The following is a 15140-nucleotide window of genomic DNA, read 5'->3' as shown; positions in this document are numbered from 1 at the left end:
TATCCACTCACTCGGCAAAGGCGCGTACCATAAACCCGCTCCACCAGTATCGTAGTGACACATCCGGGCTCTTCACACAATTAATGAAGGCTTGAGATTTGCGGCTCGTTAACCTGTTGTTAACAATTTTGAATCCTCGACCCCGCTTAAAAACCAATAATTTAGGGATATTTAACGGACGTTAACCATACGCCGAGATTTCCGCACCCCCTGTGCCGGAATTTAACGTGATGGCCACCCTCCTGACGCAGAACTGTTGCAAGTGCCGACGACGTGAGACGGGAGAATTGGCAAATGGCGGCCCAGATGGCAGCAGTGAATATCGTATTCGAGGCGCCGGACAATGCAAATGGACCCTGTCCCTCGAAGGTCCGGCCGATCGACCTGGTTCATCTCGCAAAACAGACGATGGGCGACAAGACGCTGGAAATCGAAGTCCTTCAGATGTTTGCCCGTCAAGCCCGCGCGTGCCTTCAGGACATTGCGAGCGGCGAGACTGTGCGTGTCGGGGCTGCCGCGCACAGGCTGAAAGGCGCGGCAAGTTCGGTCGGCGCATTCCGCGTGTCGCAGACGGCGGAAGTCATCGAGGAGACCGGGGGCGATGCCGGCACGATGGCGGCGCTGGGCGCTGCCGTTCTCGACGCGGAGAATTTCATCCTGAAACTCTGCCGCGGCTGATCTCTCTGCCGCTCGTTCGAGCCGCGGCGCCGCGTCTCTATTCAGACGCGCAAGCGACGCTGTGGCAGATTGAATGGCGGCATGATCTTATTCTGAAGCAATCATGTGGGCAGGCCCGTTGTTCCATTGCGGAACCACGCGTCTCTTTGCGACGTGCGATATGACGCATTGAAGACGGCGGGCGACGGCCTGATCTGCGAGGTTATGGCGAATTTCCGAATGTTGACTGACGCGTCGAATTGTCGGAAGTAAAGCCGCCCCACCCATTTCAAGACCGGAAATAGTGCTGATGCCCAAACTTACCATCGTCGCCTTCGACGGCACGCGCTTCGACCTCGACGTCGATCAAGGCTCCACCGTGATGGAAAATGCAGTGCGCAATGCGGTGCCCGGCATTGAGGCCGAATGCGGCGGCGCCTGTGCCTGCGCGACTTGTCACGTCTATGTCGACGAAGAATGGACGGAGAAGGTGGGCCAGCCGGAAGCGATGGAAGAGGACATGCTCGACTTCGCCTTCGATGTGCGCCCGACCTCGCGGCTCTCCTGTCAGATCCGGATGAAGGCTGCCTATGACGGGCTCGTCGTGCACGTGCCGGAACGCCAGGCCTGAGGCCGGCGCCTAAAACGCGTCGCATCAAATTTGATTCACGCGACGCGCTTTAGCCCGTTGTTTTGATGCATGTCGTTATCCCCGAACCGCTGCCACACTTCCGGGCGACATGGATTAGGGGGGGGCGCTGCCATAGCCACAAAAAGACGCCTCGCGCGCTGGTGCGAGCGAGGCGAGGCGGGCGCATTACCTACGGATGAGGGAGGAACATCCGCGGCTTCCGAACGCGCCAGGAGAACCCAACGCTGAAAGTCCAGATGCCGTAGCTGAACTTTCGAATGTGTTCATATTAACGCGTTCCGGTTGAGTCTGCCAGGATGAAAAATGACCATTGAAACGCTGGGGAGGGGGAAAGTTTCGCACAATTTTCGTTGCGCAGCTAAGTTTTTCTGCTCGTAACCAGCTTTAAAAAGCCTTATTTTCCGCCGGCTCGCCCGTTGATTCGATTATTCAGCAATCTCAACATGCGCTTCTGAAAATTGACCGCTTCAACCCGGTCGAATCGCGCCTGCAGCCGATCGTGCTCCTCTATACCGCGAGCTGATTCGTTGGAGACGAGCTCCTGCATGGCCTCGCAGCTGCGCTGCTGCGGCAAAGCGCGGATGGCGCGCTCCATGGCGCGGGCCTGATCTCTGGCGATCTCCGCATGGCGCTCCTCGTGGCGCTTGATGTCACTCGACAGCGCGTCCCAGATCATCGACAGCTCCTTGCTGGCACCGCGGCGGTTGTTCCAGCGCGGCAGGATGATCTGGGTGTGGACCGTGACCTTGACGTTGCCGACGCGGCAGCGGCCATCATCCTGAATATAGGTGGCTTCGCCGCCGAAGCGAATTTTGGTGGCGCCAGGATGGCGCGCCGAGGAGCCGCTTGCCGTCGGGCCGCGCCGGCTGAGTTCCTGGTCGAGCTCCTCGGCGGTTTTGCCGCGGATGTCGAAATAGGAATAGCTTTTCGTTGCGATCACTTCGGCTGCCGCTGGGCCGCTGAGAGAAAGAGCAATGGAAAAGGCGACAGGAAGGACCATATAACGCACTGCAAGCGGCATTCTGAACGCAATCCATGTTGAAATTGACCGGAGCTTGGGGCATAGCCACCGCAAGCGCAATATCGGATGGCGGCTTTTTTCGTCATCAATAGGACAAGTCTGGTGACAGGGCTCGAAGGCAGCTTATGGCGTGTCGGCCATGGCCGGGAGATCGAACTCGGCCGTCGTTCGGCGATCATGGCGATCATCAATGTGACGCCGGACTCCTTTTCCGACGGCGGACGCTTCAAAACCGTCGATGCCGCCGTCGAACACGCGCTGCAGGCGGTTAGCGATGGTGCCGCGATTGTCGACATTGGCGGCGAATCGACCCGGCCGGGCGCAGCATCGGTCAGCCCTTCGGAGGAGCAGGCGCGGGTGCTGCCCGTCATCGAGGCGCTGCGTGGCCGCACCCAGGCGCTGATATCCATCGACACGTATCGCGCCGAGACGGCTCGGCTTGCGGTCAGCGCAGGCGCCCATATCGTCAACGACGTCTCCGGACTGCAGAAGGAGCGCGGTATCGCGGATCTGGCCGCGGCGACAGGGGCGGGGCTCTGCATCATGCATACCGGCCGCGACAGGGTCAAAATTGCCGATGTGATCGCCGACCAGGTGCATTTCCTAGAACGGTCGCTTGATATCGCCGCTGCAGCAGGCGTCAACAGAGATCGCATCGTGCTCGATCCGGGCTTCGGCTTCGCCAAGGAAACGGCCGAGGAGAATCTGGAACTGATGGCGCGGTTTTCCGAACTTTCGCGCTTCGGCCTGCCGCTGCTTGCCGGCACGTCACGCAAGCGTTTCCTCGGCACCGTGACCGGGCGGGACGCGTCGGACCGGGACGTGGCGACGGCTGCGACGAGCGTGTTGCTGCGCCTCCAAGGAGCTGCGGTTTTCCGGGTGCACAATGTCGCAATCAACAGGGATGCGCTTGATGTCGCCGATGCTATGCTCAATGCGCGCCAGGAATTCGAGAGGAAGCGGCCGACATGACCACCTACACGATCACGCTGCAGAACTGCGCCTTCTTCGCGCGCCACGGCGTGCATGACGAGGAAGAATTCCTCGGCCAGCGCTTCTTCGTCGATGCCGAGCTCGATGTCGTCGCCGGCGAGGCACTGAAGAGCGACTCGATCGACGATACCGTCAATTACGGCATCGCTTTCACCGTGATCGAGCAGATCGTCACCGGCAAGCGGCGCTACCTGATCGAAGCCCTGGCGCTCGATATCGCCAAGGGGCTCTGCGAGACATTTCCACAGGTGAGGCGGGCGAGGATCACGGTGCGCAAGCCGAACGCGCCGGTGCCTGGCGTGCTCGATTTCGTGCAGGTGAGTGTTGAGCACTTTGCCTGAGGCCGCATCGCGATCCGCCACCCTCGGCCTCGGCGGCAATATCGGCGAGCCGGTGAAGGCGATGGCGGCGGCGCTGAAAAGGCTGGACGGGCACGACGATTGTCGAGTCACCGCCGTGTCGCGGCTCTATCGCACGCCGCCCTGGGGCAAGACGGACCAATCGTTCTTCTTCAACGCCTGCGCCGCTATCGAAACCCGGCTTCCTCCGGAAGGTTTGCTCGACCTCTGCCTCTCGATCGAACGCGAGATGAAACGCGAGCGCATCGAACGCTGGGGGCCGCGCACGCTCGATATCGACGTGCTGACCTATGAAGGCGTCGTCCAGGACGCGCCGCGGCTGGAACTGCCGCATCCGCGGATGACAGAGCGCGGTTTCGTGCTGATGCCGCTTGCCGACATCGCCCCAGGCCTTGTCGTCATGGGGCGGCCGGTCAGCGACTGGCTGCTCGACGCCGACGTGACCGGCATCGAGGTCGCCGATGACAGCGGCGACTGGTGGCGGAGTGCCTAAAACGCGGCTCCTGAAACGCGAAACGGCGGGAAACCCGCCGCTTCAGGAACCCCGTCATGCGATCTGTCTACTGGATGGAGCCGACGGCCATTTCGTCGACCTGACGGGTCAATGTCAGGCCGATAACAGGGATCATCTGGCTTTCGACCTTGACCGAAACGGTGACGTTCATCGTCTTGTCGTCGCGTATGCGGGCGATCATCGCTCCGTTCAGCTTGGAGCGGTTGATGCCGACCACGACCGTATCCTCGGTGACGGCGCCGGAGACGACGTCAAGACCTTTGCCGGCGGCGCCGTCGAGAAACTTGCCTTTATAGCTGGAGCCCGACTGCGAGATGACAGCGGTCATCGGCTGCTTGAAGACGCCGACGCGGCAGGTGCCATCGAGTTTGATGCCGGCGGTGCTGTCGCCGGTCGGTTCACCGGTCAGGTTGCAGGTGAATTTCGTGCCCTTGTACTTGCCGGCGACGATCTCGCCGGGGCCTTTCCAGGAGCCGGCGACGGATTCGAAGAAGGCCTTGTCACGGGTTGCGGCGGTGGCTGGCGGAGCGACATCTGCGACCGGAGACAATGCCGCGGCGGCGAGGCCGCATACGAAGAGAAACTTGCGCGAATACATGGATTTTCCTTGGCAAACACCACTCACGAACTGGTGCCAAGTTTTGCCGAAAAATGGTTAATCCTTCCTTTCGGCTGTGCCGAAATGCAAGGGATTAGAGGCGTGCCATGCTGTACGAATTTCAATATCCCGCCGCTAATGGATTGAATCGGATACTATTTTCACAACTTCACGCTGGGGAAGGCGAAACCTGCGGAATTGCTTCGGCGATTAAGAATTGTTGTCGCGCGGTGACATGGAAGGCGTGAGATCGCCGATGAAATCACCGATTCCCGGCCGTTTCAGCGCGCGGAAAGCCAGCGGCCGGCAGAGATCCATCGCCGCGATTCCGATGCGGGCGGTCATCAGGCCGTTGATGACGCCCTCGCCGAGACGGGCCGAGAGCTTCGAGGCCAACCCATGGCCGAGCACCTGCTGGACGAGGCTGTCACCGACGGCGATCGAGCCGGTGACGGCAAGATGCGCCAGCACGTCGCGCAGCAGGCGGAACATGCCGAGCGTGCCGGGGCGGCCGCCGTAGAGTTCCGCCATGGCGCGAATAAGGCGGACGGCCTCGTAAAGCACATACATCAGATCGACGATGGCGCGCGGGCTGACGGCGGTGACGATCGACACACGCTTGGAGGCATTGACAACGAGGGCGCGGGCCTTGCGGTCGATCGGGGCGAGCAGCTCTCGTTCGGCCAAGGCGATCAGATGCGGGGGGTCAATGACCTCGCCCTCAGTCGCCTTCAACGTCGCGCGTCCCTTCGATGTCTCGGGATTGGCAGCAAGCAGTGTCGTGAGGCGCGCAACGACGGCGCGCGCCTTCGCCGGCCGGGTTTCGAGGATCGCGGCTTCCGCTTCGGCCTTGATCGTCTGGACGGCGGCTAGGCGCATCATGCCAGCGGTCTCGCGAATGACGAGGGCAAGCACCGCGAGGATTCCGATCGCCAGCGCGCCAAGGGCTGCGTAACCCAACCAGTCGGCGCGGGTGAAGAGGTCGCGGATCAGCCGGTCGGTCCAAAGGCCGATGCCGAGCGACAGCAGGATGCCGAAGGCACCGGCGGCGATTTTGCCGAAGGAGGTCCGCCGCTTGCGCGGCGTTGCCACCGGCGCAGCGCCGAGATCCCTGTCGGGATTGATGAAGGGATCCTCCTCATCGGGCGTCAAGACGATCTCTTCCGAAAAGCTTTCCGGTTTGCGCCGGCCTTGCTGCTGCCGGCCGTTGTCGCGCGGCTCAGATGCCTCATCTTTGTAAGCGAAGGCGGCGGGTGGGCGACGCGGCACATCGGACGGGGGTTTGCTCATGCGAGACGGTCTCCGAACAGGAACTGCATGGCGCGGTCGAGGCGGATATGCGGCACCGACAGCTTGATGCCGCTGCCGGTTTCCTCGAGATGCGGCGGGCGGAACCTGACGACATTGACTTCGGGCAAGGTCCCGCCGGCCTCGCTCGAGAGCATACGGTCAAACAGGCCTTCCGGATCCTCCGGCAGGTCGCCGGGGAAGATCGCGGTCTTTCTCTGGCCGTCGAAGCGCTCGCCGGCAATGGTTTCACCCGCCATCGGCGTGCCGACGATGACGGGCAGGTCATGGCCGTCACGTTTGACCGATGCCTCCCGGGTAGCGCGCACGGAGGCGAGCGCCATGACATCGATGCCGGCGCCGGCCATGCCGATGCGGGCGATGGCGCGATCGACGAGGCGGCGGGTCAATGCGTCGAGCCGGTCGTGGCTCTCGTGATGGAGATGATCAGCCTTGGTGGCGGCGACCAGCACGCGGTCGATACGGCGGCCAAGCAGCGAGGAGAGCAGCGAATTTGTGCCTGGGCGGAAACAGGCAAGCACATCGGTCAGCGCGCGTTCCAGGTCCTGGACGGCTTCGGGGCCGCGGTTCATTGCCTGCAGCGCGTCGACCAGCACGATCTGGCGGTCGAGCCGGGCGAAATGCTCGCGGAAGAAGGGTTTGACGACCACCGACTTATAGGCTTCATACCGTCGCTCCATCATCGCCCAGAGCGAGCCGCGATCGGGACGACCGTCGGGCGGCAAGGCGAGCGGGGCGAAGGTCAGCGCCGGCGAGCCGTCGAGATCGCCGGGCAGAAGCAGGCGCCCGGGCGGCAAGGTGGAGAGCGAGCGTTCGTCGGTCTTGCAGGCCTTGAGATAATCGGCAAAGGCGGTGGCAAGCTCGCGGGCGATCATCTCGTCGGCGCCGGCATTGATGTCGGCGGCACGTGTGAGCGCCAGCCATCCCTGCGACAACGAGGAGCGGACGCCGGTTTGCGCGAGCGCCATCGTCTCCTCGCTGAAGGTGCGATAATCCTTGCCGAGCAGCGGCAGGTCCAGCAGCCATTCACCGGGATAATCGACAATATCGATCGACAGCCGGCCGGGCGAGAACAGCCGGTTCCAGCCGCTGGCGCTCTGATAGTCGAGCGTGATGCGCAACTCGGAAATGGCGCGGGTCGAATCCGGCCAGATACGGTCCTTCACCAGCGCCCGGATATGATCTTCGTATTGGAAGCGGGGCACGGCATCATCCGGCTGCGGCTCGAGCCGTACGGCGGAAACGCGCCCCGATTGCACCGGCTCGAACAGCGGCAGTCGGCCGCCATGCAGGAGATTGTGAACAAGCGAGGAGATGAAAACCGTCTTGCCGGATCGCGAGAGGCCGGTGACGCCGAGCCGCACGGTCGGATTGACGAGGCTGCTCGCCCGGTCGGCGAGATTGTCGAAGGCGATGCGGGCGTCGTCGGCAAGGGATGTCAGGCGTGGCGGCAAGGCGCGATTCCGATTGATGACTGCCGGCAATATAGGAAGGCGGCGTTGTGCGAAAAAGAAGTGGCGCGAACGCATTTCTGTTTTCCGCGGATGCTGAAAATTTCTGCTGCTCTTCGAATTGCCCGGACGATATCAGACGACAACGAAATCGGTCAGGCGCCAGGCGGTGACGGAAGCGTCGAAATCGACGACGGCAAGGCCTGCCGTCGGAAAGCCGCGGGGAAGGGCGTCGACCATCGCCTCGTGGCCGATCAGTGTCTCCAGCACCTGCTCCATGGTCGGATTGTGGCCGACCAGCATGACGGCGGCCGCTTCCTGCGCATCGACGATTTCGAGATAGGTGCTGACGGTGGCGTCGTAGAGCGCATCGACATAGCGCACGTCGAGTCCGACGCCGACTGCCCGGTGGACGGCGTCGGCGGTGTCGCGGCAGCGAAGCGCCGTCGAACTGATCAGAAGATCCGGACGGTAGCCCTTGTCGGCTGCCTTGTCGGCGATGATCTCGGCATCGCCGTAGCCCTTTTTGCTGAGCGGCCGGTCGAAATCGCGCTGTCCGGGCTCGGCCGCAGCGGCCTGGGCATGACGCAGGAGATATATGCGGTTGGGCGGAGGCAGCGGTACGGTCACGGGCAAATCCAGGATCGGGCGGGTCTTTTCAGTAGCGGCTGCGGTCGGCCGCCGTCAATCGCCAGCCATGCCGCCACTGCCTAAAACGTGGCTGACAACACGGCGTTTTGAAAGCGAAGCCAAAAAGGGCAGCCGGAATAATCATGACAAAATAGACCGTTAGCCTAAAATTGTAACAGATTTAAAAATCCGTTTACCTGTCGTATTTGGCTTGAATCGCGGCTAGCGCTTGGGATATACACCCGCCCAGATGAGATGTTCTTCAGGAGAATCGCGTTGAGTGAGAAGATCGATCTTAGCAATTACGTTCCCTCGGAAGAGGAAGAGTTCATGAACGTAAACCAGCGTGCCTACTTCAGGGCGAAGCTGGTCGCCTGGAAAAACGATATCCTTAGAGAAGCGCGCGAAACGCTCGACCACTTGGCCGAGGAAAGCGCAAACCATCCCGATCTCGCCGACAGGGCGTCGTCGGAAACCGACAGGGCGATCGAACTTCGCGCCCGCGACCGGCAGAGAAAGCTGATCTCCAAGATCGACGCGGCCCTGCAGCGCATCGAAGACGGCACTTATGGCTATTGCGAGGAAACCGGCGAACCGATCGGTCTCAAGCGCCTCGACGCCCGCCCGATCGCGACGTTGTCGATCGAGGCGCAGGAGCGCCACGAACGTCGTGAAAAGGTCTACCGCGACGAATGACGTTTTCTATCTCGGCAGAGACACATTGGGCGCCGCGATCGGATCGCGGCGCCTTTTTGTCGGGCTACTTGCGGCTTGTCGATCGGTCTTCGTGCGCCGCCCATCAATGCGCGTCGCATCAAATTTGATTCAAGCGACGCGCATCAGCCTTTGTTTTATGCATGTCGTTGTCCCGGAATCGCTGCACATTTCCGGACGACATGCATTTAGAGCGGGCCACCTGCCGCCAGAGGTTTCCACAGTCGCTCCCGCTCTGCCTCCATGACGAGATCGATCGTGACGAGCGTGCCACTCCTGATCCGCCGCCGCATGATGTCTGCCCCGCCGGGGTCCGTTCGACATAGACTCTGATCGTGCAGAGCCTGCAGGTGCGAGCGCGACATCTTCAACTCCCCGGCCAGCAGCCGATCCAGCCGTATGTTTGTCGCGAACTGGGCTGTCAGTTCGATTTCCAGGTGTGTCCAGCCTGCGATCTCGTGCCGTATCTCCTTGGCGATGTCGAATTCGCCGAACTCGTCAACGCGCTGTGCTTTGCGCCGCAGCCCGTCGAGATTGAAGGTTTCCGCGCGAATCCAATCCGGGTCGTTGGACTGCAGCGCGTCGAGCGTCAACGGATCGATGTCGCGGATAGTTCGGCGCTCGAAGATCGGCCGGTTCCATGTCGTTTCGCAGATCAGGCATTTGTAGATCAGCCAGGCGTCGAGCTTGCGACCGTTGGCATTCAACCGGATCTTGCCGCTGGATCGAAAAGCTCTCAGGCCTCCGCATCCGCCACATGCAATCCATGGCTGGGGCGCTGTCTTGGGGGTGATGGTCCATCGGACCCGAAGCGTCTTGCACATATCGTCTTGGTCTTCCGTTCGGAAGTCCACCAAGATGGTGCAGGAGAAACCCTTGCGGGCGCGGTGTGGCGATGTTGTGGGCGGCTGAAGAGCTGAGCAGCGGAGCTGCACATGGCACATTGTAACAATGCCAAACCGGTCTCTCGCCACCACCCGATGAACATGGTCGCATGCCGCCAGCGTCTCGCTTTGCGGCAGTACGGGTGAAACTGGGGTGAGACCGGTATTTACTTAGGCAAAGTGTGACCTCGATGCGCCAAAGCTCTTCGCGTCGATTGATAACAAATGATTGACGCGGTGGGGAGGCCCGAAGAGCTCCAGGACTGAGAAGCCGCGGCATTGCGGCATTTCTGCAACTTCATGATGAGGTCACGAATGCGCGCAACCGGCCTGCGCCGGTGCGGCAGTCACTTGTCGCGATTGACGCTCATTTCGCCGAAAATGCGGGCGACTTCCTTCTGCAGCTCCGTGTCGGCGCCGGTGATCGGGGCAAGCTCGGGATCACGGCGCGGCAGGTTGGCGGGCTGCGGCGCGGCCTGGCGCGGGGTCTGGTTTGCCGGGGCCGGCACGATACGCTCGGCCGTCAGATTGTTCGCCATTTCCTGTTCAAGAACCCGCTGGAAATCACGGCGAATCGCCGCTGCTGATTGCGCAGCCGCTTCGTCCGCGGGCGTGGCGGGTGCGGTGCGCGGCGCCGGCATGTCGGGGGCGGAGACCTCGGGGTCGATGCGCTGCTGCGGCAGGACCCGCTGGCGGGCGGCGTCAAGGATTTCGGTGGCAGTCGCTGTATCGTGATAGGGCGCGGGTTGCGCGACCGGCGGGGCTACCGGTTGTTCCGGCTGGCGCGGCTGGAACGGAGCCGGGCGCGGAGAATGGTCGCGTTCGGCCGACAGCGGAGCCGTCGCCGGCTCCGCCGGAAGCGGGCTGGTGGCCACCGGCGGCGGCACAGCCGGCTGGGCAGGCGGTTCGGGGCGCGGGCGCGGTTCCGGTACGGCTGATGCCGCGAAGGCGGGTTCGGCGGGCGGCTCGGTACGGGCTGCAAGCGGCGGACGGCTTACGGAAACGGGCGGTGTTTCGGGGCGAGGGACTGTTGCCGGTCGCTCCGCCACCGGTTCTGGCCGTTTGATGCTTTCGGGCTGTTCGGCCGCCTCGGCCAGGATGCGGCTTTCGATGACGATGTCGGTCGGACCGCCGATCATGATCAGATGTTCGACGTCGTCACGGCGCACCAGCACCAGCCGGCGGCGGGTATCGACAGCTGCCGCATCCAGCACCTGCAGGCGGGGCTGACGGTTGCGGCCGCCGCGCACGAACGGCGAGGGGGCGCGGCTTCGAATCAGCCAGAGCGCCAGAATAAGCAGGAGAAGCGCCAGGCCGACGCCACCGGCCGCAAGCAGGAAACGGCTGCCGTAAGCTCCGACAAGATCATCGAACATAGTCACTCACTCCATTTCGCATTCGGCACATATTGACGACTTTTCCGTTCCTTAAACAAGAGCCGAAGGTCCTGTCCAGTGACGCACGAAGGCGATTTCCTAGTGTGCCGGATGACGGCTGCCGGCTTGCGCACGGGCAGCCGCGGCGGCTCGACAGGCAGATGGCGCTCTAGCCTGTGAATTCAAGCAGTCTTGCCGGTGACCGGTGTTTTTGCCGGCGTGGCAAATTGCTAAGAAGGAAAGAGTGCCTGATTCCTGCTTCGTGTTCGTGCTATGAAATGGGAAGGGCTTATGCGAGGAATATATGACGAAACCGCGTCAGGCCGACGACTATAACGCACCGCTTTTGGATCGTGGGGGGCGTTCTGGCACGGTTTTGCGCATCCTTCTGTTGGCGCTCGTGCTGATCGCGGCAGCCGGCGCCTTCGTCGTCTTCAAAAGATCACTCGACAACGAGATGGTGCTCGGCGGCCTGGGCGTGCTCGCCATGGTCGGCATCTTCTTCTTGGTCTCCTCGGTCATCGGCTTCATCGAGGTGATGCCGCAGCACCAGTCCGACAGCCTGGCGCGCGCCTTTCTCAACAGCCATCCGGACGGGACGCTGATCACTGACGACAAGGGACGGATCATCTATGCCAACGCTGCCTACGGCGCGCTGACCGGCGCGCGCAAGGCGACCGAGGTGCAGACGCTCGAAACGCTGCTGTCGCGCCATCGCGAGTCCAACGAGGCGCTCTACCGGCTGGTCAACGGTCTGCGCGAGGGCAAGGAGGGCCGTGAGGAGTTCCGTCTGCTGCGCGCCGTCGGCCCCGGCTCCAACAGCTCGGGCGCGCATTGGTACCGGCTGAAGGCGCGGCTGCTGCATCAGGAGGATAATGGCGCCAAGCCGCTGCAGATCTGGCAGATCACCGACATCACCGCCGAACGCGACGATCAGGAGCGATTTTTCAAGGAACTGCAGAACGCGATCGACTATCTCGATCACGCACCCGCCGGCTTCTTCTCCGCCGGCCGCAAAGGCGAAATCTTCTACCTGAATGCAACGCTTGCCGAGTGGCTGGGCCTCGACCTGACCAAGTTCCTGCCGGGCTCGATGTCGATCGGCGACCTGGTGGCGGGCGAGGGGCTGGCGCTGATCCAGTCGGTGCAGGCCGAACCCGGCTTGAAGAAGACCGTTACGCTCGATCTCGATCTGCGCAAGACCAACGGCCAGAGCTTGCCGGTGCAGATCATCCACAGCGTCACCTCGATGCGCGACGGCGCGCCCGGCGAAAGCCGGACGATCGTGCTGGCGCGCGAAAAGAGCAGCGAGAGCGGCCAGTCCGCTTCGGCCGCCGCCATGCGCTTCACGCGCTTCTTCAACAACACGCCGATGGCGATCGCCTCGGTCGATGGCGACGGGCGCATTCTGCGCACCAATGCGCCGTTCCTGAAGTTGTTTTCCGGCGTCGTGTCGCGTGACGATCTCGAGAAATCACCTTCTCTCGAAACCATCGTGCAGCAGAGTGACCGGCCGCAGCTGGCCGCGGCGCTGGCGGCGGCCAAGGACCGGCAGGGCGACATAGCGCCGCTCGACACCCGCACGCCGACCGACGAGGCGCGCTATTTCCGCTTCTATGTCAATGCCGTCATCGACCAGAGCGACGAGGCGCCGGAGGAGGCGGCGATCGTCTATGCGGTCGAGGTGACCGAGCAGAAGGCGCTGGAAGCGCAAATGGCGCAGACGCAGAAGATGAACGCTGTCGGAACGCTCGCCGGCGGCATCGCGCACGATTTCAACAATGTGCTGACAGCGATCCTGCTGTCGTCCGACCATCTGCTGCTGCAGGCGCGGCCCTCCGATGCGAGCTTCGCCGACCTGATGGAGATCAAGCGCAACGCCAACCGCGCCGCCGTGCTGGTGCGCCAGCTGCTTGCCTTCTCGCGCAAGCAGACGATGCGGCCCTCGGTGCTTAATCTGACGGATGTCGTCGGCGACCTGCGCATGCTGGTCGACCGGCTGCTCTCCGGCACCAACGTCAAGCTCGACGTGCAATATGGCCGCGATCTCTGGCCTGTCAAAACCGACCTGTCGCAGTTCGAGCAGGTGCTGATCAATCTCTGCGTCAATGCGCGCGATGCGATGCCGGAAGGCGGCACGCTGACGCTGCGCACCCGCAATCTGACGGCTGCCGAGGTCTCCGCCTTCAACTATTCCTACATGCCCGCCGAGGACATGGTGCTGGTCGAGGTGACCGATACCGGCACCGGCATCGCGCCTGAGATCATGGACAAGATCTTCGAACCCTTCTTCACTACCAAGGATGTCGGCAAGGGCACCGGGCTTGGCCTTGCTATGGTCTATGGCATCGTCAAGCAGTCGGGCGGCTACATCCAGCCTGAATCCGAAGTGGGCAAAGGCACGACCTTCCGCGTCTTCCTGCCACGCCATATCCCCGAGCCTGCGGTTGCCGCCGAAGCCGGCGCGATCGATAGCGCCATTGCCGCAGTCGGCACGCCGCCCGAGGCCCCCGCCGCGCAGCAGCCCGAGGACCTGACAGGCTCTGCCGTCGTCCTGCTCGTCGAAGACGAAGAGGCGGTCCGCCGGGGCGGCAAACGGATGCTGGAAACGCGCGGCTACACCGTCCATGAGGCGGGATCGGGCGTTGAGGCACTGAGCATCATGGAAGAGCTCGAGGGCAAAGTCGACATCGTCGTTTCCGACGTCGTCATGCCGGAAATGGACGGCCCGACGCTGCTGCGTGAGCTGCGCAAGAACTATCCCGACCTGAAATTCATCTTCGTCTCCGGCTATGCCGAAGACGCCTTTGCCCGCAACCTGCCGCCGGATGCGAAATTCGGCTTCCTGCCGAAGCCGTTTTCGCTGAAGCAGCTGGCTGTGGTGGTGAAAGAGACGCTGGATAGCTAGGCGTCGGAAGGCTCGGAAAGAGGGGACCAAACGGCAATCTGGTAAAAAAGACAGGCGAAGCCAGCTCGCCCCTCAAAAATTACTCATCCAACGCCACGGCAATCTCCGCAGCCAGCCGCGCATTGTTCTCCACCAATGCGATATTCGTCTTGAGACTCTGGCCGTCCGTCAGATCGAAGATGGTCGAGAGCAGATAGGGTGTCACCGCCTTGCCGGTCACTTCGTCGCGCTCGGCGCTGTCGAGGGCGCGCTCGATATAGATCTCCATCTCTTCGCGCGGAATCTCGTCAGCCTCGGGCACCGGATTGGCGATCAGCATGCCGCCGTCGATGCCGAGCTGTTCGCGCGTCGCCTGGAAATTGGCGATTGCCGCCGGGCTGTTCAGTGACAGCGGGCTGCGAAGCCCCGAGGAACGCGACCAGAAAGCGGGGAATTCTTCGCTCTCATAGGTGACGACGGGCACGCCGCGGGTTTCCAAGACTTCCAACGTCTTCGGAATGTCGAGGATCGCCTTGGCGCCGGCGCAGACGACGATGACGCCGGTGCGGGCGAGTTCCTCGAGATCGGCCGAGATATCAAAGCTTTCCTCGGCGCCGCGGTGCACGCCGCCGATACCGCCTGTGGCAAAGACGCGGATGCCGGCGCGCGCTGCCGCGATCATCGTCGCCGCAACCGTGGTGGCGCCGGTGCGGCGCTCGGCAATCGCAAAGGCGAGATCGGCGCGCGACACCTTCATCACGTCGGTCGCCTTGGCGAGCTGCTCGAGTTCGCCGGCTTCAAGGCCGATATGCAGCGTGCCGTGAATGACGGCGATCGTTGCCGGCACGGCACCCTGTTCGCGAATGATCGCCTCGACGCTGCGGGCCATCTCGATATTGCCGGGATAGGGCATGCCGTGGGTGATGATGGTCGATTCCAGTGCCACCAGCGGCGCGCCGCGCTGCTTGGCGCTGGCGACCTCCTTCGAATAGGCGATCTTCAGAAGAGGGGAGATGGGCTGGTTCATGATCTTGTCCTGTCGTCGATAGAGCATGATGTCGGATGTGTCGGCGGTTTTGCGACGACATCATGCTCG

The 15140-nt window shown here is 62.6% G+C and carries 15 protein-coding genes; 7 read left to right on the top strand and 8 right to left on the bottom strand.

The window, feature by feature from the left end:
* Positions 1-294 precede the first annotated feature (294 nt).
* Both PYR71_RS26115 and PYR71_RS26110 read left to right on the top strand, forming a co-directional pair.
* Positions 295-678, top strand: coding sequence for an Hpt domain-containing protein (locus PYR71_RS26115; protein ID WP_275621445.1), 384 nt, complete (start codon positions 295-297; stop codon positions 676-678).
* A gap of 289 nt (positions 679-967) precedes the next feature.
* A complete protein-coding gene (locus tag PYR71_RS26110; RefSeq protein ID WP_010029491.1) occupies positions 968-1288 on the top strand; it encodes a 2Fe-2S iron-sulfur cluster-binding protein in 321 nt (106 codons plus the stop codon).
* Between the two features lie 415 nt (positions 1289-1703).
* On the opposite strand, the gene PYR71_RS26105 is transcribed toward PYR71_RS26110, so the two are convergent.
* Entirely contained in the window at positions 1704-2330 is a 627-nt protein-coding gene (locus PYR71_RS26105) for a DUF922 domain-containing Zn-dependent protease (RefSeq protein ID WP_275621444.1), read from the bottom strand.
* A 102-nt stretch (positions 2331-2432) separates the two neighbouring features.
* On the opposite strand from PYR71_RS26105, the gene folP reads away from it, so the two are divergent.
* The 3 genes from folP to folK are packed head-to-tail and all read left to right on the top strand — an operon-like array spanning position 2433 to position 4175.
* Positions 2433-3302: a dihydropteroate synthase gene (folP, locus tag PYR71_RS26100; RefSeq protein ID WP_275621443.1), complete on the top strand. Its 870-nt coding sequence runs from the start codon at positions 2433-2435 to the stop codon at positions 3300-3302.
* Positions 3299-3664, top strand: a complete 366-nt coding sequence (gene folB, locus PYR71_RS26095) for a dihydroneopterin aldolase (RefSeq protein ID WP_183913515.1) — start codon at positions 3299-3301, stop codon at positions 3662-3664. Before folP ends, folB begins: the two co-directional genes overlap by 4 nt.
* Complete coding sequence (gene folK, locus PYR71_RS26090; RefSeq protein ID WP_275621514.1) at positions 3657-4175, top strand: 2-amino-4-hydroxy-6-hydroxymethyldihydropteridine diphosphokinase; 519 nt, start codon at positions 3657-3659, stop codon at positions 4173-4175. Before folB ends, folK begins: the two co-directional genes overlap by 8 nt.
* A gap of 67 nt (positions 4176-4242) precedes the next feature.
* Here the strand turns inward: folK and PYR71_RS26085 are convergent, their stop codons facing one another.
* The 4 genes from PYR71_RS26085 to PYR71_RS26070 form a co-directional block, all read right to left on the bottom strand.
* On the bottom strand, positions 4243-4794 hold the full coding sequence (locus tag PYR71_RS26085; protein WP_183913517.1) for a hypothetical protein: 552 nt from the start codon (positions 4792-4794) through the stop codon (positions 4243-4245).
* A gap of 210 nt (positions 4795-5004) precedes the next feature.
* The gene (locus PYR71_RS26080; protein ID WP_275621442.1) at positions 5005-6084 is read right to left on the bottom strand and encodes a YcjF family protein; all 1080 of its coding nucleotides are present in this window, start codon (positions 6082-6084) and stop codon (positions 5005-5007) included.
* Positions 6081-7556, bottom strand: a complete 1476-nt coding sequence (locus PYR71_RS26075; protein WP_275621441.1) for a YcjX family GTP-binding protein — start codon at positions 7554-7556, stop codon at positions 6081-6083. Before PYR71_RS26075 ends, PYR71_RS26080 begins: the two co-directional genes overlap by 4 nt.
* Before the next feature lie 132 nt (positions 7557-7688).
* Positions 7689-8183, bottom strand: coding sequence for a SixA phosphatase family protein (locus PYR71_RS26070; RefSeq protein ID WP_275621440.1), 495 nt, complete (start codon positions 8181-8183; stop codon positions 7689-7691).
* 276 nt (positions 8184-8459) lie between these two features.
* On the opposite strand from PYR71_RS26070, the gene dksA reads away from it, so the two are divergent.
* The gene (dksA, locus tag PYR71_RS26065) at positions 8460-8879 is read left to right on the top strand and encodes an RNA polymerase-binding protein DksA (protein ID WP_008525884.1); all 420 of its coding nucleotides are present in this window, start codon (positions 8460-8462) and stop codon (positions 8877-8879) included.
* A gap of 206 nt (positions 8880-9085) precedes the next feature.
* On the opposite strand, the gene PYR71_RS26060 is transcribed toward dksA, so the two are convergent.
* Both PYR71_RS26060 and PYR71_RS26055 read right to left on the bottom strand, forming a co-directional pair.
* Positions 9086-9721 (bottom strand): DUF1062 domain-containing protein, encoded by a 636-nt coding sequence (locus PYR71_RS26060; protein WP_275621513.1) that lies wholly within the window; start codon positions 9719-9721, stop codon positions 9086-9088.
* A 407-nt stretch (positions 9722-10128) separates the two neighbouring features.
* A complete protein-coding gene (locus PYR71_RS26055) occupies positions 10129-11157 on the bottom strand; it encodes a flagellar biosynthetic protein FliO (RefSeq protein WP_275621439.1) in 1029 nt (342 codons plus the stop codon).
* A gap of 304 nt (positions 11158-11461) precedes the next feature.
* On the opposite strand from PYR71_RS26055, the gene cckA reads away from it, so the two are divergent.
* Entirely contained in the window at positions 11462-14065 is a 2604-nt protein-coding gene (gene cckA / locus PYR71_RS26050; protein ID WP_275621438.1) for a cell cycle histidine kinase CckA, read from the top strand.
* Positions 14066-14144: 79 nt separating this feature from the next.
* Here cckA and PYR71_RS26045 read toward each other — a convergent pair whose 3' ends face one another.
* The gene (locus PYR71_RS26045; RefSeq protein ID WP_275621437.1) at positions 14145-15071 is read right to left on the bottom strand and encodes a pseudouridine-5'-phosphate glycosidase; all 927 of its coding nucleotides are present in this window, start codon (positions 15069-15071) and stop codon (positions 14145-14147) included.
* Between the last annotated feature and the right edge of the window lie 69 nt (positions 15072-15140).

It is taken from the genome of Rhizobium mulingense (genome assembly GCF_029194105.1).
GTDB lineage: Bacteria > Pseudomonadota > Alphaproteobacteria > Rhizobiales > Rhizobiaceae > Rhizobium > Rhizobium mulingense.
The sequence above is the reverse complement of the archived record's forward strand: the minus strand, read 5'-3'. Positions and strand labels throughout refer to the sequence as shown.

Coding starts and splice junctions, on each gene's coding strand:
- PYR71_RS26115 (WP_275621445.1), top strand. CDS start 295: ATGGCGGCCCAGATGGCAGCAGTGAATATCGTATTCGAGGCGCCGGAC.
- PYR71_RS26110 (WP_010029491.1), top strand. CDS start 968: ATGCCCAAACTTACCATCGTCGCCTTCGACGGCACGCGCTTCGACCTC.
- PYR71_RS26105 (WP_275621444.1), bottom strand. CDS start 2,330: ATGCCGCTTGCAGTGCGTTATATGGTCCTTCCTGTCGCCTTTTCCATT.
- folB (WP_183913515.1), top strand. CDS start 3,299: ATGACCACCTACACGATCACGCTGCAGAACTGCGCCTTCTTCGCGCGC.
- PYR71_RS26085 (WP_183913517.1), bottom strand. CDS start 4,794: ATGTATTCGCGCAAGTTTCTCTTCGTATGCGGCCTCGCCGCCGCGGCA.
- PYR71_RS26080 (WP_275621442.1), bottom strand. CDS start 6,084: ATGAGCAAACCCCCGTCCGATGTGCCGCGTCGCCCACCCGCCGCCTTC.
- PYR71_RS26060 (WP_275621513.1), bottom strand. CDS start 9,721: ATGTGCAAGACGCTTCGGGTCCGATGGACCATCACCCCCAAGACAGCG.
- PYR71_RS26055 (WP_275621439.1), bottom strand. CDS start 11,157: ATGTTCGATGATCTTGTCGGAGCTTACGGCAGCCGTTTCCTGCTTGCG.
- cckA (WP_275621438.1), top strand. CDS start 11,462: ATGACGAAACCGCGTCAGGCCGACGACTATAACGCACCGCTTTTGGAT.
- PYR71_RS26045 (WP_275621437.1), bottom strand. CDS start 15,071: ATGAACCAGCCCATCTCCCCTCTTCTGAAGATCGCCTATTCGAAGGAG.